Raw genomic sequence first — 23,191 nt, forward strand, 5'->3', positions numbered from 1 at the left:
TGCCCGTGTTGAGTTCAACGCCTGCGTTGCGCGGGCGGGTGATCGAAGCGCGCGGCGTGGTGGCGCGGGTGGTGGGCGTGTCGCTGCGCATCGGCGAGAGGGTGCGGCTCGTGCGCCCGGATACGCTGGAGTCGCAATACGGCGAGGTGGTCGGCTTTGCGCACGACGGCACCCTGGTCATGCCGCTCGCCGGCCTCGCGGGTCTGTCCGACATCACCGAGGTGCAAGGCTGCGGTTCGGCGTGGGGCACGTTCGATGCGGCGGGTCTGCTCGGCAGGGTGGTGGACGGTCTGGGCAACCCGCTCGACGGCGCGCCTGCACCGGTGCCGCTGGCGACCGACGCGGCGGCGCACGCGGCGGCCGGGACGACGCTCAATCCGCTCGAGCGGCCGGTCATCGCCACACCGTTTGTCACCGGCGTGCGCGCGATCGACGCGCTGCTCACCTGCGGCGTCGGCCAGCGCACCGGCATCTTCGCGCCGGCGGGCGGAGGCAAGAGCACGATCATGGGCATGATCGCGAACGGTGCTTCAACCGACGCCATCGTGGTGGCACTGATCGGCGAGCGGGGCCGCGAGGTGGCGGAATTCATTCACGACCATCTCGAGCGCCGGCGCGGCTCGACGATCGTGATTGCCGCGACGTCCGACCGCCCCGCCGCGGAGCGCATCAAGGCGGCGGAACTCGCGGCCAAGGTCGCGGCGGACTTGCGCGCCACGGGACGCAACGTGCTGCTGCTGTTCGATTCGTTGACGCGCTATGCGCGCGCCTTGCGCGAACTCGGCCTTGCGGTCGGCGAGCCGCCGTTGCGCGGCGGCTTTCCGCCTAGCGTGTTCGCGCAGTTGCCGCGGCTGATCGAAGCGGCCGGCGCGACGGAGCAGGGCAGCATCACCGCGTTCTATACCGTGCTCGCCGACGAGACGGACCTGTCCGATCCGGTCGCGGAAGAGGCGCGCTCGCTGCTGGACGGGCACATCCAGTTATCGTCGAAACTGGGGGCGGCGGGTCACTATCCCGCGATCGACATTCTGCGCAGCCGCAGCCGCCTGATGAACCGCGTCGCCGATGCCGCGCAGCGCGCCGACGCCAACCGCGTGCGCGACTGGCTGGCACGTTATGAGGAGGTCGAAATGTTGTTGCAGATCGGCGAATACGAACGGGGTAACGACACCGGGACGGATCTCGCGATCGACCTGCGCCCCGAGATCCAGCGCTTTTTGCGGCAGCCGTACGACCGCAGCAGTCCGTGGGTCGAAACGCGCGCGCTGCTGCGCGAGTTGTGCGCCGATGCGCCCCCGGTGTGATGCGCAGCGCGGCACAGGAGGCGGATCTGTGGCGGCTGCTCGCGCGGGTGCGCGGCTTGCGGGTGCGCCGCCGGCTGCGTGCGCTGGCCGACGCGCGCCGCCACGAGCGGCGGGCTGCCAATGAGGTGGCGCAGCGGGTGGCTGCACTGGAACACCATGCCGATGCGCGACAGCGCATGCTCGCGTTTTGCCGGCACGATCGACGGGGCGGCGGCCAGTGGCATGCGACGCTGCGTGCGCACGATGCGTCGACACCGGTGTTGCAGCGGCACCTGGCCGACGCGCAGCACGCGCACGCGGCGGCACGCGATGAAACGAGCGAAGCGCTGCGTGCCTGGCAGGTTGAGAGGGTGCGCCATGACGACGTGCAGCAGCGCTGGCGAACGGCCGTCGCGCGCGCCGCATGCGACGGTACGCAAGACTAGGGCGGCTACGGCACGCACGGGAACAGGGGGCACTCGTAGGGCGGTTCGATGCCGCACTCATGCGTCGATCGTGCGTGCGGCATGTATCGGGGGCAATGACAGATGCAGTTGCCCCCTCATCGTACGGTCTGCTTACGTGTTGGCCTTCTTGATCTCGTCCGGCGTCGCTTCCTTGCCGGTGGCGGGATTGATAAAGCCGCTGCCGTCGCGGGCGGCCACGAGGGTGAAGCCGTCCGGTGTGGCGGCATCGAGCGCGCGGCCGTTGTTGCTCTTCTGCACGCTCAAGCCTGATTTGTCCTGCGCGCTCAAGCCCGTGACCTCATAGGCCTGATTGCCGCGGGTGATCGTCACCTGATCCGCGTACGAGATCGACTTGTTCTTGGGGTCCGGCTGGGAATTGACGGTGACCTTGGTGTTGTCGGGCAGCGTGAACGTCATCGGGCCGTTGAACATCGCAGTCGACGAATTGGAATTGGAACCGCTTTGGTGCTGGGTGAGATGCGGATCGCCATAGATCATGGTCTTGTCGCCGGTTGTATTGTTGGTCATGACCATCGTCGAATTGGATTTGTCGAAGTCGAGCTTGTAGTCGCCGAGGTTGATGCTGGCCTTATTGTTGCAGACTGCCGTGTTGCTCCACTGCGCCTGGTTGGTGCTGCCCGAGTTGTTGCAGCCGCAATGGTCGATCGACGGCGTGCGGTCGCAGCCGCGCGATTGATTGGCAAAGCCGCTGTTGGTGCGGCTGCTGTTGCCGTAGCCGGATGGATTGCAATTGCTGCCCGGGCGCATCGGTTGCGGGTTCGCTGCCTGAGCGCGATTGATGATGGTGCCCTGCGCGGAGAACGTGGTGGTCCGGCCATTGCCGGCGGTTTGGCTGGAGATTGAGAACGACGTCTTCGAGAAGCCGCCCATCATGTTGGACATCTGGCTCGCCAGATTACGGGCACCATTGGACCCTGCGGCAAGCGGCAGCGGCGACGATGCGCGGTTGCCGACAGAGCGATGGGCGTCCATGTTGTTTTGGAACGAGAGAACCGAGGTGTTGATTTGCATTGCTGCTTGCATGTCGAGAATCCTGAGGTGAAAGAAGTCGGCGTGTGCTGGATAGCCGGAACCGCGGTGCCGACGGTATGGAGTGGGCTCCGCGGATGAAATAGTAGAGGCGCGATTGCTGCGCCGCGCTGTACTTATTTATAGCGTTGGGCGTTACCTCGAAAAATAAATTATTTCGTTTAACTACCTATTTAAGCTGTGCATCGCCGACGCAATCGCATTCGTTTCATGTTGTCGTGGGGCCCGGCTGGTTTGTAGCGCCGTGCGTGGGCAGCGGTGGCAGGTCGGGGTTGGGCGGCGACGGCTGCGCCGGCGGTGTCCGGGTTGGCTGGAGCGTCGTATAGACGGGTGTCGTCCCCGACGGGTTGACCAGTTCCTGTTCGCCTGTGTAGATATTCTTCGCGAAGATCGGCGTGTCGACGGGTACCTCGGTCAGACGCAGGCCGATGCGGGGCGTGACGGCCCCATCCTGAGGTGTCGCCGCGGCGATTTCGTCGATTCTGAATACGGTATTGGGTCGGAATATCCATTCGTGTTCTCCGGACGCCAACGTGGTGACACGATAAACAAAAGGCGTCGCCGACTTCGACTGGATGTCGTAAAGAGCAAACGCTCCACCGGGTGCAGCGACGTACTCGCTGTCCGCCAGCGTTGCGTTCGTATATTCGCTTTCGCTGGACGCGGACATGAAAGCGGGTGAATTGGTCACGTAGTCGCCCGGTGCAAACTTGCTCGCATAGTCGGCAGGGACCTCCGCGACGCGAAGCAGGCGGCTATCCTGGTCCGGCCTCGGCAGATGGGTCAGTGCGGCTTGCAATGCATGCGCGCGTGAGGCGGTGTCGGTTTGGTAGCTACGATCGTGCAATTGCCGGTTGAGGTCGAAATTGACGTCCTCGTAGTCGGAGCCCGTCGAGTAGGTTTCGCTGAGATCCAGATAGGTCCAGTTTCGGAGGGCCTCTTGCTGCGAGTCGGGAAGATTGTCGAACGCGGCTCGGTACCGTCCGTTGAACGCGATGTCATCGAGTAAAGCGTCCGCGTCGGAGTGCCACGCCGGCGGATTGAGCGTTTGCAGCATCTCGGCGGAGAGGGGAGTGCCGGATGCGTTGGAGACCTGAAAGCGTTCCTCGAACGGTTGCTCTTGTGGAGGGGCGAGAGCCGGTGCGTTGTCCGGGTTCATGCCGCCCTTGAGTCCCACATCGTTATGGACCTCCCAGCCGCCTTGAGCATCGGTCCTGACCGGATATTGAGGCCGGTACGGATTGTCCGCCTGATACACACGCCAGGTGTTGTTGTCGCGATCGAAGCGGGCGGGATACGTCTTTCCACCGCTGTCGAGGTAGTACCGCCCTTTGTCGTCCGTGAATATGCCTGGCTGGCCAGTGGCGGGTTTCAGGGCGCCGGGCGCGGGCTGCACGGCGTAGTCGTCGGGCAAGCGTGCCTTCGTGCCGGTGATGCGCTGCGATGCCTCGGCGGCGGCCGTGTCCACGCTTAGGCCCTGCGCTGCAGGGCTTGCCGCCGCTTGCGTGGCTTGCGCGCCCACGCTGCCGGGTTGACCGGACGGCGCAGGTGGGAGGGTGGGGCTTCTGTCGCCCGTCGCGACAGGGTGCTCGGGAGCGTACCCTTCGGGTGGCGCCTTGAGCACGCGGGTCGCACTCTTCGCGGCAAGCCGTTCCGTGAAGGCCGTTGCACCTTCGCCCGCGACAAGACCCAGCAGGCCGGAAGCCAGGTCGATGCCGAGGCGCGTGTTTGCCGACAGCAACGAGTGTGGATCGAACGCGGCTGTGAGCGGCGCGAACGGCGTCATGCCCAGCAGGAAGCGGGTGGCGCCTTCGAAAATCTGCTCAGCCAGTTTTTCCCCGCGCGCGCGTGGCGTGACCGAAGCGTCCTTGTATGAGCTGTCGTGCAGCACGGCGTTATACCGGTCCGCCAGATCGCGGACGTAGTCGGGGCCGGACGACGGCAACTGTTTCAGGATGTCCAGGTAGCTTTTCGGCGCGTCGACGCCATAGACGTTGAGTTTTCGTCCCGCCTCCACGGTCCATTTGACGAGCTTGGCGTGCAAAGCGGGATCGTCCCGCATCCGTTGCGTGAAAGCCAGCAGCCGACGGTCTGCCAGGTCGTCGCGACCCGTGCCCGGATTGGTGCTGTACAACTGGCGGCCGATCAGCTCGTAGCGCTTGCCGGGGGCGTTGGTGAGCGCATCGGCTTCGTGGACGATGCGGTCGACCTCCGCGTTCGCCTCGGCCCATTTGCCGGCTTCCTGCGCGGTATGCTGGTCGATCGCCTTGGCGATCTTGTGCTGCAGAGTGTGTTTCAGCTCGGCGGCCAGCGTGAAGTAGCGCTCGCGAACAGCCGGCGTCGCGGCGATGACGAAGCCCTGGCGCAGCCGGCGCAGTGCGCTGAGTTCCTGCTGGTTCGCCAATCCGGTCAGGTAGCCTGCGCCGACTGGACGGTTGAAGACGCTCAATGCCCGCTCGACCGGATCGTTGCTGGCGGTGTTGACGCGTTCGAGCAGCGCAGTGCCCAGCAGTGACAGCTGTTGATCTACACGTTGCCGGTCCGCGGGGGCCCTGGCGTCGCGAAACGCGACATCGAGCGTCGCAAGGGCGCCGGCATAGGCCTCGTATTCGGGCTGCGGCAGCGCGGTGAGCAGTGGCTGCATGTGATTGACCTGTTGTTCGAACTGCTGAACTTCGGGAGGGTAGCCGGTCAGGTTTTGCTGCAGCGCCGTGCCGAGCCGCGCCATGTTTTGCTCATCCTGATGGCTGCTCGTCGACAGGCTGGTCAAGTTGGGCAGGGTGCTGGTGTCATGCGCGCCGAGCAACTGCTCAAGTTCCGCGCGCGTGGCGCCGGGTAGCAGCGGTCGCCCGTACGGTGAGTAGGGAGATGCCGCCGCGGCGAGGGGTGCCGATGGCGTCGATGGGGCCGGCATCGGTGAAGACGGGGCGGGGTTGTCCACGGATCGCGGAAGCCGGCTCGGAGCGAGGTTGAGTGCGGCCCGGGAAAGCGGCGACAGTAGCGGCGGCACCTGATCGTTGCCGTCCGGTTTATCCCCGCCGCGTACGGGTGGTTGTCCCGCGTTCGTCGAGCTGGATGACGTGTTGTGGATAGCCGGTTGCCGCTGCGGCTGGTCACGAGGCAACAGGGTGTTGCTGTCCGCATCGGGCTGCGGGGTACTCGAAGACGCGCTGCCAGTCGCGTTGATCGGATTCGTGCTCATGGGCATTCCCTCTGCATGTGTAGAGGCGGGATCGAGCGTGCGCTCGATCTGGCCGGAGGATTGACATGGGTGGTGACGCCCGTGTAGTGGACCATCCGGGTACAAGCGCGGGTGCCGATCCTGTATCACCACGCGTCCGATCCTTTGATGCACACGTCGGCGTTGCTTGCGCGGCGCAGCAAAACGGCTTTGCACGATGGCGCGGCGTCGCGAATTCGCTCCGGCCGCGACGTCGCAATCCGAGGCCGTCTCCGGTAAAACCCTGGTATCGCTCGCGTATGCGAGCCGATCCAGCGCAAGTAGCGCCGGCGCTTTCCATGACACCGGTGGACCGCATCGGCTAACATGACAATCCGGGGTGCCTCGGCACCCGAGGTGCCACCTTCGCCGGATGTAAGTGGCGGGTAAGTTGCGGCATCTATCGTGGCAGCAACGCGGCGTCGCCACAGCATGGCGCGCCGGCACAGGCTTTACGTTTCGTCTTCACCAAGGGGTTGTCGATGTCTGCGATTGAATCGGTTCTTCAGGAACGCCGCGTTTTCCCTCCCTCTGCCGACGCAGTGGCAGGCGCGACGGTCTCCGGCATGGACGCGTACCGGGCGCTCGTCGCCGAAGCGGAACGCGATTACGAAGGCTTCTGGGGGCGTCTTGCGAAAGAGACGCTGAGCTGGCACAAGCCCTTCACGAAGGTGCTCGACGAGTCGAAGGCGCCGTTCTATACGTGGTTCGAGGACGGCGAACTGAACGCGTCGTATAACAGCCTCGACCGTCACGTCGAAGCCGGCCACGGCCAGCGTACCGCCATCGTCTTCGAAGCCGACGACGGCGCCGTCACCAACGTCACCTATCAGGATCTGCTGCAGCGCGTGAGCCGCTTCGCCAATGCGCTCAAGAAGCGCGGCGTCAGGAAGGGCGACCGCGTGGTGATCTATATGCCGATGTCGATCGAAGGCATCGTCGCCATGCAGGCGTGCGCGCGGATCGGCGCGACGCATTCGGTGGTGTTCGGCGGCTTCTCGTCGAAGTCGCTCAATGAGCGCCTCGTCGACGTGGGCGCTGTGGCGCTCGTCACCTCCGACGAACAGATGCGCGGCGGCAAGGCCCTGCCGTTGAAGAACATCGCCGACGAAGCGCTTGCCATGGGCGGCTGCGAAGCCGTCAAGAGCGTGATCGTTTATAAGCGCACCGGCGGCAAGGTCGCATGGCACGAAGGCCGCGATCTGTGGATGCATGAGATCACCCAGAGCGAGTCCGATCAGTGCGCGCCGGAATGGGTGAGCGCCGAGCATCCGCTCTTCATCCTCTATACCTCGGGTTCGACCGGCAAGCCGAAGGGCGTGCAGCACAGCACGGGCGGCTATCTGCTGTGGGCCGCGCAGACCTTGAAGTGGACCTTCGACTGGAAGCCTACGGATGTGTTCTGGTGTACTGCCGACATCGGCTGGATCACCGGCCATAGCTACATCACGTATGGCCCGCTGGCGCTCGGCGGCACCCAGGTGGTGTTCGAAGGCGTGCCGACCTATCCGAACGCGGGCCGCTTCTGGGACATGATCGCGAAGCACAAGGTCACGCTGTTCTATACCGCTCCCACGGCGATCCGTTCGCTGATCAAGGCCGCGGAAGCCGATGCGAAGATCCATCCGAAGAGTTATGACCTGTCGTCGCTGCGCGTGATCGGCACGGTCGGCGAGCCGATCAATCCGGAAGCGTGGATGTGGTATCACGAGAACGTCGGCGGTGGCCGTTGCCCGATCGTCGATACCTGGTGGCAGACGGAAACCGGCGGTCACATGATCACGCCGCTGCCGGGCGCGACGCCGCTGGTGCCGGGGTCGTGCACGCTGCCGCTGCCGGGCATCATGGCCGCGGTAGTGGACGAGACCGGCCAGGACGTACCGAACGGGCAGGGCGGGATCCTGGTCGTCAAGCGTCCGTGGCCTTCGATGCTGCGCAACGTGTGGGGCGACCCGGAGCGTTACAGGAAGAGCTATTTCCCCGAAGAACTCGGCGGCACGCTCTACCTCGCCGGCGACGGCGCGGTGCGCGACAAGGAAACCGGCTACTTCACGATCATGGGGCGGATCGACGACGTGCTCAATGTGTCGGGCCACCGGCTCGGGACGATGGAGATCGAGTCGGCGCTGGTGTCCAATCCGATCGTCGCCGAAGCGGCGGTGGTGGGACGCCCCGACGACACGACCGGCGAGGCCGTGTGTGCCTTCGTGGTGCTGAAGCGCTCGCGGCCGGAAGGCGAGGAAGCGGTGAGGATCGCCAACGAATTGCGTGCGTGGGTCGGCAAGGAAATCGGGCCGATCGCCAAACCGAAGGACATCCGCTTCGGCGACAACCTGCCGAAGACGCGCTCGGGCAAGATCATGCGCCGCTTGCTGCGCTCGCTGGCGAAGGGCGAGGCGATCACGCAGGACGTGTCGACGCTGGAGAACCCGGCGATTCTCGATCAGCTTGGCGAGTCGCTGTGAGGGTCCAACCGGATGGTTGAATCGCCGGGCTAATCGGCAGCGCTTGAGCCGAGTGGCTCGTTGCGGTACTCGTACGACGGCGCATCATTCGATGCGCCGTTTTCCTTTTGTGCACCCGTACAAGTGAATCCTGCCGGAGGACGAGTTGGACGGAGGCATGCGGCGCGGCCTGGCGCCTCTAGCCATCTTGACTCTGCGGCTTATATTCGTACGTCTTGGTTTCCACGGGGGTGTATTTGCCCCCTCGGCGCAAACCCGGTTCCGGTAACTCGATTTCGCCTCTTTCTGCCAGCACACGCACGCTAACTTTCCCCTGCTTGTTTTTGCTTATCACAGCCTCTGCCGTCCCCAACTGCCCTACTTGCTGGTTTGGAATGCGGTAATCGAAAGCGTGTGTGCCATGGCTTTTCGCATTCTGAGAGACCGTGATGCGCGCATCCAAAGGCTGAGGATCAGACGGCTTCAAAAATTCTCCGCTCGTTGCCGGCGCATCATGTTTGCCGTTGTAGACGATGACCGAAAACGGATACTTATTGCCAACATGGACAAGGTCATTGTTGTTCCCCTCATAGTCATGCGTATCCGCAGATGTATCGTTCTTCATTCTGTCGCTTGCATATCGAATGGCGTTTGCACCGTCACGAGAGGTCAGCCAGCCGTCCTTCCCCTCGCCGTAGGTTCCTGCATGATAAGCATAGAAATAGTTCGTATCCGATGCGTACATCATGGTGCAGCCACTCAAGGAGCCGCCGGTCACAACAAGCGTCTGCCCAGGTTTCAGATTTTCGTACGGAATTTTAATCGCGCCGACGCCATTTCGGCCGTTCGCCAGTTCGATGACCGGCACCTCTTTAGAAAGCCGCCTTCGTGAAGGCCCCCACTGATCTCCCAGAAAGACCTTACTATGGCTTGACTCCGAGGTAACCTGTGCGCCGTTGCCAACCGTCAGGACGTCCTTTCGCAGATCGGGGAGGACCTCCTTGGCGGATATGGGATGTTCCATATTGATCCCGAAGCTCATCCCTCCCTCTCCGTCCTTCCGGTAATAATCAAAATCAAGCGGGAATTGATGGATTCTTTGATTCTCCTCGGCTTCATTTGCAGGCGGCTCGACGTTGAACGGTCCTTTTCCGATCAGCTTTCCCACCTGACCGTTTCTGACTGAAGATTCCCGCAGTCTGGACAAGATCCGCTTCACGACGTTCGTCGGCTTTTTTTGAGGCGGTGTATGGGCTGGACGTGGCGGTGTCTGTTCGGTTTGTGGTCCGGAAGGTCCGGCAGGCTGTTGCTCCGCCGGCAAACGCGGTGGCTGCGTCGGACTCAAAGGATAGCCGAGCCGGCCGTCGGGGAGACGGGTCGGCTGCCTGAAGGCCGGCGGTTGCCTGGTCCGCGGCGGTCGGCGGGAAGGGGGCGAGCCACCCGTGCCGGTAGTCGACTGGAGTGCACCCTGCATGGAGTCCGGCGAGGGCAATTGGCCCTTTCTCGCCTGATTGGCGGCCTCCACCGCGTGGGCCGTTGCAAGCATGGCTTGTCCCTGAGGCGTCACCGAATAAGCGGCATCAACAAAACGGGTGTATCGGTCGATGTTTTGCTTTTCCTCCTTTGATATGGGATGTCCCTGGTTCAGCTTCCGGTAGGAATCCGTCGCACTTTTCGCGAAAGAGGAAAACGGCTTGCTCAACGCGTCCACGAAGATCGCAGTGCCTTCGTCGAGCGTGTAGTCGCGCTTGATCTGAACGCCACCCACATACTTTCGACGCGGACCATCTTTCGTTTTGGGAGCGGAGACGGGTGTGGTCGTTTCCACGTTACCGGGATTGCCCACGGCACGCCGATCCCGACTTGCATCCGGATTCCCAAACAATGGATCGCGGCGCAGTTCGTTGTACACCTCACGTGCCCATCGCTCGGCGTCCGAGAGTGAGGCCCCTGCGCGTTGCTTTTGCTCAATTTTCCATACACCTTTCTCGAAACCCTGAAGACGCACCCATAAGGCGCGCGGGTCGACAATCGGTAACGTCAACCCGTCCTTCACGGGTTCGCCTGACGCAGGCGCGTTTCGGACCTGTGCCACCGCCGAACCCGTACCCGTCGAATCTGCGCCGTTGACTACCGGTGCAGAACCGGAATGGTCGTAGGCTGATCCATTTTGAGCATTCACTCTCACAACCAACCCTCCAGAAAAGGACCAACCGGCGAACCGGATGTCCGAAGCACCTTCCCCAATCACGAGGATATTCAAGCATTTCAGGACGATTCCTGGCGCCGCAGGTTCGCTGCGCGGAATTGATCAACTGAAAAGGATAGCTAATCAATTGAATCGTCTCGCCGAGTCCGGTCTTTGCCACGTCACGCCCATCACGGTTCACCATGGCGCATCGTTTGAGCAGTCCACCCGGCAATCGTCATTGTGCCCTCAAGGGTATGAGCGGGGCATTATTCCAGTAGTTCCGACGGAGACACACACAGCGCTCTGGACTGCGCAACCGCGAAGGCTTGCGCGCGAACGTCTCGAAGTATTGGGGTAATGCCTCCCGCGAAACCATGAGGTCACCATCGGATACGGCCAGGCGGACGCACTGCGGACGGTTTCTGCGTGAGTGAAATCCGAGGGCTTACGTCTGACCACCATCTATCGGGAGGTCATTGATGAAAGTTGATCGCAGTCTTGCCATCTACAGCGGGTTTGAACAGACAGTGAACGAGGCGGCACATGCTGGCGTGAAGCCGGGCGGCTCCCGCATCAGCCGCTCCATCATTTCACCGGGTGGAGCGGGGCAGTCCAAGCCGCAGCAGGAAGCACCCGCCCATAACGGACCCGACAAGGTCGAATATGTGGGCGGTGTTCGGATCAAGTCGAAGTACACGTTGGAAGAGGTATTGCGGATCGTTAAAGATGCGCTTGGACATCCCGTGGGTGCCTTCGCCGCCAGTACGACCGACATGCACCATGTTCTGGTGCACGATAGAAATATCGCCGAATGGGAGCGCGCCCAGATTGCGGAAGACTTCAAGCAGATCGACTCGATTATGGTAGGTCTGCGAAATTTTCATCCTGTTGGTGCGGCGATGAATCTAGTCTCTGTCAATGCCGGTGCGCTTCACACGCTGGAGGAAAAAAAGCCGTTAACCCTGGATCAGGCGGACGATTTGCTCTTCAGCATCAACGATTTGCCGTCTGCGGACAGCGTCGCGATTCCTGTAAAACGCCTGGCGACGGAGGGTGGGGCGAGACGCCCGAGGTACAAACCTCCGACGCGAATAAAGGGTGGCCGTGTCGGCTATCCTGCCAGCCCGACCCATCCTCCAAAATTGCCGATTGACGCGAAGGGTAAGAAGGAAACCCAGGGAAGCGGTGGAGCGGGCGCGTCTTCGAGCACCGGCGCGACGAGTACCGGCGCAACCAGACCGGTTCCCGGGACGAGCACGACGCCCCCTTCAAAACAGAAGGGCGGCGCCGCGAAGCTGGTGTCGGCGATCAAGGCGAAATTCTCCAGCGACGCCCATCGGATAAGAAATGGAAAGATCGAGGCACTTAAAAATAAAGGTGCGATTTACGTGGGTGAGAAATCGGAGATCAGGACGAATTTTGATTTTTATCGTTACGACAATGATGTAAAAATGCCGGAGCCAGTTAAATCTTCGAATGCTGGAACTGAAAAAACGAGGGAGGTTCTGTACACCGGAAATGGCAAGGGGATTACCTCGCTATGTCAGGGTGGGAAGATGTACTACGGTGGATGGGGGCGCGGCAATCGTAAATTGAGCTCCCAGACGGATGTCATTGAACTAGCTAATGGCAAGGAGGGTGTGGGCGCGGTCAGGATAGCCTTCGCGGATATTCCACCCAAAGGGTCTCTGCTGGTGACCGCCGGCGGCCTGAGTGGATGCACCGTAATGTTTGCGGCCGACAACGCTCATTTCTACGCATACCACGTTGGAACTTCGACTCCAACGCGTAACTGGAAGACGGCTCAGGACGGCGTGCGTCTTCTCCGCCAGGCGCATGAACAGTTAAAACCAGATGCAACAAGGAAGGCGCTGACGCACCCGGAAAACAACGATCTGATCGACGTGGCGAAGCAATATCCATTTGCCTCCGTCATATATTATGGAAAACACGGTGAGAGTGGAGCGCAGGCCGATACGCGGATTACCGGAGCGGCCGGACCTGCGGCGCAGGGGACCCATATTCACGATTATTTTCAGCCGGACGTAAAAGGGGCGCCAATCGGCACAGCCTTCGCGCTGATTCGCAAGGACGCGCGAGGGCGGATTTCGGTCAGCACGCTTTACGAACGAGGCGAACTGCCGATCGCAAACTATAAAAGCGACGCCAAGGGCAATGTGATGTACGACTTTCACGAGAACGACGCTCAAATCGACAGGTTTACCCCTCAGACGGGTTGACGGTCTTGCCCAGTCGATTTGCCGCTTCGCTGTCAGGCACGCGGCTCAGCGCTTACCGCCTCCCGATGATTATTCGCGCATGGCGGTGGCGCCACGGACAATCCCGATTGCCCGCACGGTGTCTTTTTGGTAAATAGGCGCATGACCACGCCGCATACCTCCGCCCAACCCGCGCTGAACCCGCTGCCCGAGCCGCCACCGGTCTCGGAGGCGATGGCGCGCGCGCATCGACGCTACTGGCGCTTCAATCTCATTTGCATCGCCGTGCTGATGACGGTGGGCTTTCTGGTCTCGTTTGTCGTGCCGCTGGCCGCCCCTTCGCTATCGAAGGTGCGCTTCGCCGGCTTCAGCCTGCCGTTCTACGTTGGCGCGCAAGGCGCAATCCTCGTCTATGTCGCACTGATTCTCGCCTACATCGTGCTGATGCAGCGCGCCGACCGCACGCTGCAACGCGCGTTCGTAGCGGACGCGAACGCCGCAGCAACGGCGCGCGGAAACTGAGCCGATGACGCTCACGCATCGGCTCATCCGCTCCTACGCGTTCTACACGCTCGGGTTTCTGGCCTTCATCTATGTGATGTGGCGCATCGAAGCCGTGACCGGGCCGGGCGTGTGGATCGGCTATGTGTTCCTGTTCGTGCCGATTGCCGTGTATGCGGTGATCGGCCTGCTGTCGCGAACCTCCGATCTGGTGGAGTACTACGTCGCGGGACGGCGCGTGCCGTCGGCCTTCAACGGCATGGCGACCGCTGCCGACTGGTTGTCGGCGGCATCCTTCATTGGTCTGGCGGGTTCGATCTACGCGACCGGCTACGACGGCCTCGCGTATCTGATGGGCTGGACGGGCGGCTATTGCCTCACGGCGTTCCTGCTCGCGCCGTATGTGCGCAAGCTCGCGCGCTACACGATTCCGGATTTCCTCGGCACGCGTTTCTCGAGCAACGCGGTGCGCGGCCTCGCGGCCCTGGCTGCGATCCTCTGTTCGTTCGTGTATCTGGTCGCGCAGATTCAGGGCGTGGGGCTGATTGCGACGCGCTTTATCGGCGTCGATTTTGCCGTGGGCATTTTTTGCGGACTGGCGGGCATTCTGGTGTGCTCGTTTCTGGGCGGCATGCGCGCGGTGACGTGGACCCAGGTGGCGCAATACATCATCCTGATCCTGGCGATCCTGATTCCGGTGTCGATGATCGCGCATAAGGACGGCCTCGGCTGGGCGCCGCAATTTAACTATGGACACCTGATGGAACGCGTGGAGACACTCGAGCGTCAGGTGCGCGACGCGCCGCTGGATCAGAGCGTGCGCGACGACTACCGGAAGCAGGCAGCAAAACTGCAGGTGCAGATCGACGGGCTGCCGCAGTCGTTCATCGACGAGAAGCAGGGGCTCACCGAGAAGGTGGCGGATTTGCGCCGGCACAACGGCCCGCTACGCGACATCAACACGAGCGAGCGCGCGCTCGAAAGTTTTCCGCACGATGCCGCGGCCGCGAAGATCGTATGGACGCAACAGCGCGAGGTGTTGTTGACGCGCGCCTCGGCGCCGGTGCCGATGTCCGAGCCGTTTCCGCCCATCAGCGGTGAAGACCGGCGCACCCACGAGCGCAATTTTCTGTCGCTGTTGTTGTGTTTGTCGCTTGGGACGGCGAGCTTGCCGCATATTCTGACGCGCTATAACACGACCACTTCGGTGGCGTCGGCGCGGCGTTCGGTCGGCTGGACGCTGTTCTTTGTCGCACTGTTCTATCTGACGGTGCCGGTGCTGTCCGTGCTCATGAAGTACGAAATCCTGACGAATCTCGTGGGGCACCCGTTTGCCGATCTGCCGCAGTGGCTGACGCAGTGGCTCAGGATCGAGCCGAACCTGATCAGCGTCGTCGATACGAACCGCGACGGCATCGTGCAGTGGAGCGAGATCCAGATGCAGCCGGACATGATCGTGCTGGCGGCGCCGGAGATTGCGGGGCTGCCGTATGTGATGTCGGGGCTGATTGCGGCGGGGGCATTGGCGGCCGCGCTTTCGACCGCCGATGGTTTGCTGCTGACCATCGCGAATGCGCTTTCGCACGACGTCTACTATCACATGGTCGATCCGGCGGCATCGAGCCAGCGGCGCGTGACGATCTCCAAGATCTTGCTGCTGGGGGTGGCGCTGTTTGCGTCGTATGTGGCGTCGCTGAATACGGGGAACATCCTGTTTCTGGTGGGAGCGGCGTTTTCGCTAGCGGCCTCCAGCCTGTTTCCGGTGCTGGTGCTCGGCGTGTTCTGGAAGCGCACGACGCGGCTTGGGGCGGTGGCCGGGATGGTGGCGGGGCTCGTGGTGTGCATCTATTACATCGTCTCCACATACCCGTTCTTTACGCAGATGACTGGGTTCGTCGGGACCCGGTGGTTTGGCATCGAGCCGATCAGTTCGGGCGTGTTTGGCGTGCCGGCGGGGTTTCTGGTGGCGATCCTGGTGAGTCTCGTGGATCGCAAGCCGGATGCTTATACGCGGGCGTTGGTGGACTATATCCGGCATCCGTGAGGGTGGCTGGATGGGCGCTGGGCGGGGGTTTCAGGGTGGTTCGAGGGGCGTTTTGCCGGTGTTTTCGGACAGGGCTGGCGCGCGGCCCAGAGTTTGCTATAATTCGACTCCCGCCGGAGAGATGGATGAGCGGTTTAAGTCGCACGCCTGGAAAGCGTGTATAGGTTAATAACCTATCCGGGGTTCGAATCCCCGTCTCTCCGCCAAAATATTGATCAAGTGAAAAGCCGTTGAATCCAGCAAAGATTCAACGGCTTTTTGTTTTTCTGGCCCATCAGCGGCCCCATCATCGACCCGCCGCCATCCAACACGCGCGAACCCGGACCCCATCAACACGCACATCATCAACACTCCTCACTGCACCAGGCCGCGGCGCACAACACATAGCTCTGACCTATCACCCCCTTTAAATAATTTGATGTTGGCCGCACGGAATAACCGTCCAGGTTATGCCGTTATACAAGGGCGCTCGCGGCACGTGTTGAAGGCAAGCACTCCAACCCGTCATTGCTGACCGCTAACCAACACCAACATTACGAAAAGATGAAAACGGGGAAGACCTTGTGGATGATGGCGGCCGCCTGTGTGGCAGCCATGAGCGGCGCCGTGCCGGCAGCCAATGTCAACGCCGCCACGCTTGCGGTCCATGTCGCAGACCAGGCAGGGGCTCCCATCGCAGACGCGGTGATTTACGCGACTCCAGTGGATGGCCGGTTGCCGGCGCGTCCGCCGGCCGGCGCGGTCATCGCACAGAAGAACAAGATGTTCGTACCGCTCGTCTCGGTGATTCAGACCGGCGCATCGGTCAAGCTGCCGAATCTCGACGATATTGCGCATGACGTCTATTCGCTCTCCGCACCCAAACGCTTCGAACTGAAGCTCTATCGAGGCGTTCCGCCGCACCCGGTCGTGTTCGACAAACCGGGCCTCGTGGTGCTCGGCTGCAACATCCACGACATGATGGTGGCGTACCTGCTCATTGTCGATACGCCGTACTTCGCCAAATCCGACGCCAGCGGCAATGCGACGTTCGCCAACTTGCCCACCGATCGCTATCGCGTGACCGTCTGGCACTATCGGCAGAGCGACGCGAACGCGCGGCCCACGCAAACGATCGACGCGAGCGCGAACAGCGCGGCGACGTTCACCGTAAAACTGGACGCCGAATAACCGGCGTATTGCGCGGAGGTCCTGTGCGCTTACACAGGTTGCGATCGAAAATCGCACTCGTCTTTGTTCTCTTGATGCTGGCGATACAAGCCGCGGTGTTTGTGGCCACCCGTAGCGTGATCGCGTCGGTGGCGCACGCGCATGTCGACGCCCAGTTGGCGATGGGCGAGCGCGTGTTCAGGAAGGTCCTGCAATCGGATACGGAAAAACTGAACCAGGCGGCGGCGGTCGTCGCAGCCGATTTCGGCTTCCGGGAAGCGGTCGCCTTGCGCGATCAGACGACGGTGCTGTCAGCGTTGCAGAATCAGGGTGACCGCATCCATGCCGACATCGTGATGCTGGTCGGGCTCGACGGCAAGCTGATCGCCGATAGCCGGGATCCGGCGAGTGCGGGGAAGCCGTTTCCGTTTCCGTTGCTGATTCAGCACACCACGCACAAAGATGCGTCGTCCATCATTGGCGTAGTCAATGGCCGGCCGTACGAACTAGTGCTTGTTCCGGTAAAAGCGCCGTTGACGATTGCATGGGTCGCGATGGGCTTTGCGATCGACGATATTGCTGCCCGAGAAATGCGGGAGGTGGCATCGCTGCACGTGTCGTTCATCGCGCGGCCTGCCGGCGGTCAATGGACGGTCCTCGCAAGCTCGCTGCCCGCTGAACAACGCACCGCGCTTGAGCGTGCAAGCCGCACCGCGACGCTGGTCGAGCGGCAAAGTGCGAGTGTCTCTCTCAACGAAGGTTTCGGATCGCGGATCGTCTGGCTTGCGGTGTCGAACCAGCCGGTGGCTGCGGTGTTGCAGACATCGCTTGACGAAGCCATGGCGCCGTATCGCAAGCTGCAATCGACGTTGTTCCTGCTGACGCTGGCCGGTGTCGTCATCTCGATCGCCGGCGCGACGCTGACCGCGCGTAGCGTGACACGGCCGCTTGCCGAGCTGACCCGTTTCGCGCAACGCATCGGCCGCGGCGACTATAGCGCGCCGATCCAGATTGCGCAGAAAGACGAAATCAGCGCGCTGGCGGCGGCATTCGGTCAGATGCGCGACGACATCGCCGAGCGCGAGGCGCGCATCACCGATCTGGCGTACGTTGACCGGCTGACCGGATTGCCCAACCGGGTTGCTTTCAACGAATGTCTTCAGCAGGCCATCGAAATGGCCGCGCCGGAACGCAGTCCGCTTGCGGTGATGATGCTGGACATGGATCGCTTCAAATATGTGAACGACACGCTCGGTCATCACATCGGCGATCTGCTGTTGCACGAAGTCGCCAAGCGCCTCATACGCTGTGTCCCGGGCGACACAGACACGGTTGCCAGACTGGGCGGCGACGAGTTCGCCATCTTGCTGCCGGGTGGCGAGCTGGGCACTGCACAGCGCATCGCCCAGGCGATGCTGAAAGCGCTCGAAGAGCCGATCGTCATCGAGGCCCATGTGGTGGATGTGGCCGCGAGCATCGGCATCGTTATCTTCCCGGACGACGGCGGCGACGTGCACTCACTGTTGCGGCGAGCAGACGTCGCCATGTATCGGGCGAAGCGCACCAATGCCGGCATGTCTGTGTACGATGAAAGCGAAGAGCGCTATGGCGAGGAACGCCTGTCGCTGATGAGTGAATTGCGGCATGCAATCGAGTACGGTGAGCTGCGTCTCTACTACCAGCCCAAAGTCGATCTCGCCAGCAACGACATGTCGCACGTCGAAGCCCTGGTGCGCTGGGTGCATCCGGTGAGGGGCGTCGTGCCGCCGGGAGAGTTCATTCCGTTCGCCGAGCAGACCGGCTTCATTCGCTCGATCTCGCGCTGGGTCGCAGGCGAAGCGATTTCCCAGTGCGCAGCCTGGCACGCAAAGGGGATCGCACTCAGCGTGTCGGTCAATGTCTCCGCCCGCGATCTCGCCGAGGCGGATTTCCCCGATGTACTCGAAGCGTTGTTGCGGCAGCACGGCGTCGAGCCTCGCTGGCTGTGGCTCGAGATTACGGAAAGTGCGTTGATGGATGACCCGGCACACGCAATCGCCATACTCGATCGCTTGCATCGACTCGGCATCCGCCTGTCCATCGACGATTTCGGTACCGGGTATTCGTCGCTTTCCTATCTGAAGCGTATGCCTGTCGATGAACTCAAGATCGACCGCTCATTTGTGATGGGCATGGTGAGCGATCCGGACGACGAAATTATTGTGCGCTCGACGATCGCGCTCGGGCACAACATGGGTTTGCGCGTAGTCGCCGAAGGTGTAGAAGACGCCACGACGCTCGAAACGCTGCGAACCTTGCATTGCGATGTGGCGCAAGGCTATCACCTGGGCCGGCCGTTGAGCGCCGACGGAATCGAGTCGTGGATAACGAGGTGGGCCGAAACGGTTGCCTCTGCCGCTTTAACCGATGAAGTCTGAACGACATGCCGGCCGGAGCCTGTCGTCAAGCTGACGTGGCGACGGTTACCGGACTGGACAAAAAAGAAGGAGCGTAACGACAATGAAAAACATCACGATTGTTCGCTGGCTCGCCATGACACTCGGAGGCGCACTGCTCGCGCTGGCGGTGGTCGGCGGCTACGGATTGATGCAGCTTCACGCGTCCTATCAGCGCATCGAAGGGCTGGAGACGCGTACGATACCGAGCCTCAAATCGATATCGGCCGCGCTCGATGACGTTGCCGCCATGCGGCTTGCCGTTTACCGCTATGTTGTCGACGGTGTCGACGACGCCAGCCGTTCGGGTATGAAGCGGGAGGTTGCCGAGTCGGACCGTCAGTTCGACGAAGTGATGGCTCGCGCGCTGGCTCAGGAAGTCTCCGACGACACCGATCGAAAACTGTTCGTGGCGGACGGCGCCCGCATGGCCACCTACCGCGATGCCCGCGACGCGTTCTTCGAGAAGATGCAGGCGGGCGACCGCGATGGCGCGCTCGCGATGCTTCACGACGGCGGCGCCGTTCATAACGCTGCGCTGGCGCTCAACGACGGCCTGCACGAGCATCTGAGCGAGGACATCGCGCGCGGCAAGCTCGTGCGCGAAGAAAATGCAAACGCGTACCGGCTCGCGTTCAGCCTGATGCTCGCGATCGCCGGCGCAGCGCTCGTGCTGACCGGGATACTGGGGGGGCGCCTCTATCGGCTCATCAGCCGGGGTATGCGGCAGATGCAGGACACGCTGCAGCGGGTCAGCGAGTCGCTGGATCTGTCGCAACGCGCAAGCGTGGTGCGCATGGACGAGATTGGTCACACGGCAACGGCATTGAACAGCCTGCTCGAGCAGATGGCCGGCGTCGTCGCCGAGGTACGCTCGTCGAGCGATGCGGTCGGGGTGGCGTCGAAACAGATTGCTGCCGGCAACCTCGATCTGTCTTCGCGGACCGAACAGCAGGCTGCGTCGCTGCAACAGACGGCCAGCAACCTGGGCGAGCTCACGGCAACCGTGCAGCAAAACGCCGACGCCGCACGCCAGGCCAATGCGCTTGCGATCAGCACGACGCGAATCTCCGATGAAGGGAATCTCGCGGTCGAACGGATGGTCGGCACGATGAACGAAATCGCATCGAGCTCCTCGCGGATCGCGGAAATCATCTCGATGATCGAAGGCGTGGCCTTTCAGACCAACATCCTCGCACTGAATGCGGCGGTTGAGGCGGCTCGCGCGGGCGAAGAAGGGCGGGGCTTCGCCGTGGTCGCGGCGGAGGTCCGTAGCCTTGCGCAACGTTCGTCGTCTGCCGCGAAGGAGATCAAGGATCTGATCGAGCAATCGGTCGCCACGATTCAGTCGGGCTCACAACAGGCGCAAGAGGCGGGTCGCGCCACCGCGGAGGTGCAACAGGCAATACGCCGGGTCGCGGGCATTGTCGAAGAGATCGCTACGGCGTCGGATTTGCAGGGTCACGGTATCGAGGAAGTCAACGTCGCGATCAGTCAGATCGATCAGGTGACGCAGCAGAATGCGGCGCTGGTCGAAGAGGCGGCGGCTGCCGCACAGTCGCTCGACGAACAGGTGACGCGCCTCGACGGGGCGGTTTCCGTCTTTACGGTCAGCAACGGTACGTAATGCCGGCGGGTGCAATCCTGCTCCCCTATGCGGACATGAAAAAACCTTCACGCGTTCGAAGTGGCAACGACAAGCCGTCCAGCCTATGCTGAAAGCGCAACTTCTGCACCGGCCCATTTGCTAGCGCAACACGGGCCGTCTAGCCGAAGGGTGTGATCAGACAAACTGGAGGAAGACGCTCATGAAGACCCCCTTGAAGTACGCATTGCCCCTCGGGCTGATGATGGCTAGCGCCTGCGCCATGGCCTCGGACCGGCTTACCCCGCACCAATGCAACAGCTATCCGTTCAAGCCGGCAAACGGCGAATTGACGCACCGTGACATGATGCGCGAGCTGACCGAACTCGAGGCCGTCGGTTACCGGCCGGCCATCGACAACTATTCGCTCGACATCACCGACGCTCGCGCGCGGCTCATGGCGAAATATGCTACGGACTGCAAACCGGACCAGCATGCGGCGGACGCGCCGCCGTCGAATAGCTGAGGCTGGTCGACCGCTGGGCGAGGAGGGCGCCGGCCGCGACTGCGGTCAGGCGCCCACGCGTGCCATCCACTCGGCGATATCGTTGACCACGGTGCCTTCGATACCGTAGTAGCCGTGCGGCGACAGCGACGCGCATTCGTTCGACGAGCGTACCTCGCCCCCTTGCACGAACAGGACGGTCGCGTGGGTGTTGCGCATCGATTGCGCAATGGCGTCAGCCATCGACGGCGGGGCCACCTTGCAGCGATCGTCGCGGTTCGCGACCACGAGCGCGGGGATGTGGACGTCCTCCGGATGGGCATCGAATACCGTCTCGTGCGAAGCGCCCAGGATCGATACCGATTCGGTCAGGATCACGCCTGCGAGTTCCTCGCCTCTCGCGTGCGAGGCCGCATTCATGGCCGCAATCGACCCCTGGCTCGTGCCCATCACCCAGACGGGCGCGTTGGCCTGCTCGTGGGCGAAGGCGACCACTTCGCGTGTCACGGCGGCATAGGCGTCGGTGCTGCGCTTGCCGCGCATCGACTGGTGATCGATAGCGTCCACGAGGACGACGCCGTAACCCCTGGCAGTCCAAAGATCGCGCGAGCGGACGACGAAGTTGTCGCCGTGCCTGATCACGCCGTCTTTCTCGATACCGATATCGTCGGCGCCGCCCGAAAGCATCACGATGATGCCGCGCACTTGCGACGGCGGCGCGTCGTACAGCACGCGTTGAAACTCGCCGCCTTCGAGCGGCAGGTCGCGTACCAGTACGCCGCCTTGCGATGCGACGCCGATGGCTGCTTCGTTCGCGGGGTGGTGGTGATGCGGTTCGAAATCGGACGCGTATGTCGTGGCAGTCGCAAACGCGCAAAGCGTGGCGGCAACGAGGGCTGTGCGAAGGCAAGCAGTTTTAAGCGAGAACACGTAACGCCTCTTGATCAGGGTTCAGCAAAACGTCATGTCGCCCAGGTGGATGACAAAGGCGAGGATACGAGACACGGCGCCAAATTGAAAATACCTGTGAATGGCGGTTGCCATATCTCCTGCGTATGGGAGCCCGGCGCTCAATCATGATGTGTGACGCACGACCCGCGCTGCACGTCGAAAACCGACCCGCTAGAATAGAGTCACGTTAAACCGCCTGTCCGCCATGCACTCACACGAATCCCTCCAGAAACTGGACGTCATCGCAGCCGACCAGCTTGCCGAGCATCTGCCGGCGCATGTCATTGCCCATTTGCCGCCTGGCGAAGTGATCGTATTCGCCGTCAGCGACGACGCTTCGGACACAGCCGCCTTCAGCGCGCGCTACGGCTTCGGCCTGGAAGATTGCGCGAACACGATCGTGATCCGCTACAAGAAGGACAGCGCCGAGCACTACGCCGCGATCGTCACGCTCGGTTCGCTGCGGCTCGATATCAACGGTGCGGTCAAGGCGCATCTCGGCGCGCAGCGGCTCTCGTTCGCCAAGCGGGAGGTCGCGGTCGAACATAGCGGCATGGAATTCGGCGGTATCACGGCGTTCGGGGTTCCGGACGATTGGCGCATCCTCGTCGACGCGGCGGTGATGGAGCGCGAGCAGGTCGTGATGGGTGCCGGTGTGCGTGCGGCCAAATTGCTGCTGGCACCGGCTGTGCTGCGCAGCTTGCGGAACTGCGAGATTGCGGCGCTGACGCTGGCCGAGGAATAAGCCGCGCGGGCCGCCCCCTGCGCAACCCGAACGCGCCCCGCAAATATCCCTTAGCTTCAACCACTTGCCCGCTTTGCCCGCGAGTTATCCACATCCTTACGAACGAAAACTGTGGACAAATCAATCCCGCAACGCGGGCATCCTGCAAGCATCTATCCTCTCCGAATTGTCGAACATCACGCGCCAGCCTTCGCCCGTTTCATTTCCGCATGGGCGCCTGGCTTCTTTGCTGCGCGCTTCTTGGGGCTTTCAGCCCTGCACGGAAATGTACGTCCGTGAAATACGAAAAATCTGAATCATCTATCGGCGTTGTTTAAACGCGTTTTTTGACGAATCTTTACCTCGCTGGACTAACGAGAGGTCTGAATAGCCGGTAGTTTACGAAGCCAGATTGATTCGTAT

Annotated in this window: 15 protein-coding genes and 1 tRNA gene; 12 read left to right on the plus strand and 4 right to left on the minus strand. The window is 62.2% G+C overall.

The window, feature by feature from the left end; translation table 11 throughout:
* Positions 1-5: 5 nt before the first annotated feature.
* Positions 6-1,304 (plus strand): FliI/YscN family ATPase, encoded by a 1,299-nt coding sequence (locus P3T42_RS21240; RefSeq protein ID WP_429307150.1) that lies wholly within the window; start codon positions 6-8, stop codon positions 1,302-1,304.
* The gene (locus tag P3T42_RS21245) at positions 1,304-1,729 is read left to right on the plus strand and encodes a hypothetical protein (RefSeq protein ID WP_429307269.1); all 426 of its coding nucleotides are present in this window, start codon (positions 1,304-1,306) and stop codon (positions 1,727-1,729) included. The genes P3T42_RS21240 and P3T42_RS21245 overlap by 1 nt, the downstream gene beginning before the upstream one ends.
* 132 nt (positions 1,730-1,861) lie before the next feature.
* Here P3T42_RS21245 and P3T42_RS21250 read toward each other — a convergent pair whose 3' ends face one another.
* A complete protein-coding gene (locus tag P3T42_RS21250; protein WP_429307151.1) occupies positions 1,862-2,794 on the minus strand; it encodes a DUF1521 domain-containing protein in 933 nt (310 codons plus the stop codon).
* Positions 2,795-3,008: 214 nt separating this feature from the next.
* Positions 3,009-6,002, minus strand: coding sequence for a hypothetical protein (locus P3T42_RS21255; protein WP_429307152.1), 2,994 nt, complete (start codon positions 6,000-6,002; stop codon positions 3,009-3,011).
* A 500-nt stretch (positions 6,003-6,502) separates the two neighbouring features.
* On the opposite strand from P3T42_RS21255, the gene acs reads away from it, so the two are divergent.
* The gene (gene acs, locus P3T42_RS21260; RefSeq protein WP_074297716.1) at positions 6,503-8,485 is read left to right on the plus strand and encodes an acetate--CoA ligase; all 1,983 of its coding nucleotides are present in this window, start codon (positions 6,503-6,505) and stop codon (positions 8,483-8,485) included.
* Between the two features lie 178 nt (positions 8,486-8,663).
* On the opposite strand, the gene P3T42_RS21265 is transcribed toward acs, so the two are convergent.
* Complete coding sequence (locus P3T42_RS21265; RefSeq protein WP_429307153.1) at positions 8,664-10,727, minus strand: cytotoxic necrotizing factor Rho-activating domain-containing protein; 2,064 nt, start codon at positions 10,725-10,727, stop codon at positions 8,664-8,666.
* Positions 10,728-11,134: 407 nt separating this feature from the next.
* Here P3T42_RS21265 and P3T42_RS21270 point away from each other — a divergent pair, with 407 nt between their 5' ends.
* The 8 genes from P3T42_RS21270 (at position 11,135) to P3T42_RS21305 (ending at position 21,114) form a co-directional block, all read left to right on the plus strand.
* Complete coding sequence (locus tag P3T42_RS21270) at positions 11,135-12,895, plus strand: cytotoxic necrotizing factor Rho-activating domain-containing protein (protein WP_429307154.1); 1,761 nt, start codon at positions 11,135-11,137, stop codon at positions 12,893-12,895.
* A gap of 141 nt (positions 12,896-13,036) precedes the next feature.
* The gene (locus tag P3T42_RS21275; protein WP_429307155.1) at positions 13,037-13,396 is read left to right on the plus strand and encodes a DUF4212 domain-containing protein; all 360 of its coding nucleotides are present in this window, start codon (positions 13,037-13,039) and stop codon (positions 13,394-13,396) included.
* Between the two features lie 4 nt (positions 13,397-13,400).
* A complete protein-coding gene (locus P3T42_RS21280) occupies positions 13,401-15,419 on the plus strand; it encodes a sodium:solute symporter family protein (RefSeq protein ID WP_429307156.1) in 2,019 nt (672 codons plus the stop codon).
* Between the two features lie 115 nt (positions 15,420-15,534).
* Positions 15,535-15,625 (plus strand) — tRNA-Ser (locus P3T42_RS21285).
* A gap of 337 nt (positions 15,626-15,962) precedes the next feature.
* Positions 15,963-16,589: a methylamine utilization protein gene (locus P3T42_RS21290; protein ID WP_429307157.1), complete on the plus strand. Its 627-nt coding sequence runs from the start codon at positions 15,963-15,965 to the stop codon at positions 16,587-16,589.
* A gap of 74 nt (positions 16,590-16,663) precedes the next feature.
* Complete coding sequence (locus P3T42_RS21295) at positions 16,664-18,985, plus strand: EAL domain-containing protein (protein ID WP_429307158.1); 2,322 nt, start codon at positions 16,664-16,666, stop codon at positions 18,983-18,985.
* Between the two features lie 82 nt (positions 18,986-19,067).
* The gene (locus tag P3T42_RS21300; RefSeq protein WP_429307159.1) at positions 19,068-20,630 is read left to right on the plus strand and encodes a methyl-accepting chemotaxis protein; all 1,563 of its coding nucleotides are present in this window, start codon (positions 19,068-19,070) and stop codon (positions 20,628-20,630) included.
* 181 nt (positions 20,631-20,811) lie between these two features.
* Positions 20,812-21,114 carry a hypothetical protein gene (locus P3T42_RS21305; RefSeq protein WP_074297725.1) on the plus strand — a complete coding sequence of 101 codons (303 nt, stop codon included), beginning with the start codon at positions 20,812-20,814 and terminating at the stop codon, positions 21,112-21,114.
* Between the two features lie 45 nt (positions 21,115-21,159).
* Here P3T42_RS21305 and P3T42_RS21310 read toward each other — a convergent pair whose 3' ends face one another.
* Positions 21,160-22,023: an alpha/beta hydrolase gene (locus P3T42_RS21310; protein ID WP_429307160.1), complete on the minus strand. Its 864-nt coding sequence runs from the start codon at positions 22,021-22,023 to the stop codon at positions 21,160-21,162.
* Positions 22,024-22,249: 226 nt separating this feature from the next.
* Here P3T42_RS21310 and P3T42_RS21315 point away from each other — a divergent pair, with 226 nt between their 5' ends.
* Positions 22,250-22,789 carry a YbaK/EbsC family protein gene (locus P3T42_RS21315; RefSeq protein ID WP_429307161.1) on the plus strand — a complete coding sequence of 180 codons (540 nt, stop codon included), beginning with the start codon at positions 22,250-22,252 and terminating at the stop codon, positions 22,787-22,789.
* Positions 22,790-23,191: the final 402 nt, after the last annotated feature.

Source organism: Paraburkholderia sp. GAS38 (genome assembly GCF_050434965.1).
GTDB classification, from domain to species: domain Bacteria; phylum Pseudomonadota; class Gammaproteobacteria; order Burkholderiales; family Burkholderiaceae; genus Paraburkholderia; species Paraburkholderia phenazinium_A.

Coding starts and splice junctions, on each gene's coding strand:
- P3T42_RS21245 (WP_429307269.1), top strand. CDS start 1,304: ATGCGCAGCGCGGCACAGGAGGCGGATCTGTGGCGGCTGCTCGCGCGG.
- P3T42_RS21250 (WP_429307151.1), bottom strand. CDS start 2,794: ATGCAAGCAGCAATGCAAATCAACACCTCGGTTCTCTCGTTCCAAAAC.
- P3T42_RS21255 (WP_429307152.1), bottom strand. CDS start 6,002: ATGAGCACGAATCCGATCAACGCGACTGGCAGCGCGTCTTCGAGTACC.
- acs (WP_074297716.1), top strand. CDS start 6,503: ATGTCTGCGATTGAATCGGTTCTTCAGGAACGCCGCGTTTTCCCTCCC.
- P3T42_RS21270 (WP_429307154.1), top strand. CDS start 11,135: ATGAAAGTTGATCGCAGTCTTGCCATCTACAGCGGGTTTGAACAGACA.
- P3T42_RS21275 (WP_429307155.1), top strand. CDS start 13,037: ATGACCACGCCGCATACCTCCGCCCAACCCGCGCTGAACCCGCTGCCC.
- P3T42_RS21280 (WP_429307156.1), top strand. CDS start 13,401: ATGACGCTCACGCATCGGCTCATCCGCTCCTACGCGTTCTACACGCTC.
- P3T42_RS21290 (WP_429307157.1), top strand. CDS start 15,963: ATGAAAACGGGGAAGACCTTGTGGATGATGGCGGCCGCCTGTGTGGCA.
- P3T42_RS21295 (WP_429307158.1), top strand. CDS start 16,664: ATGCTGGCGATACAAGCCGCGGTGTTTGTGGCCACCCGTAGCGTGATC.
- P3T42_RS21300 (WP_429307159.1), top strand. CDS start 19,068: ATGAAAAACATCACGATTGTTCGCTGGCTCGCCATGACACTCGGAGGC.
- P3T42_RS21305 (WP_074297725.1), top strand. CDS start 20,812: ATGAAGACCCCCTTGAAGTACGCATTGCCCCTCGGGCTGATGATGGCT.
- P3T42_RS21315 (WP_429307161.1), top strand. CDS start 22,250: ATGCACTCACACGAATCCCTCCAGAAACTGGACGTCATCGCAGCCGAC.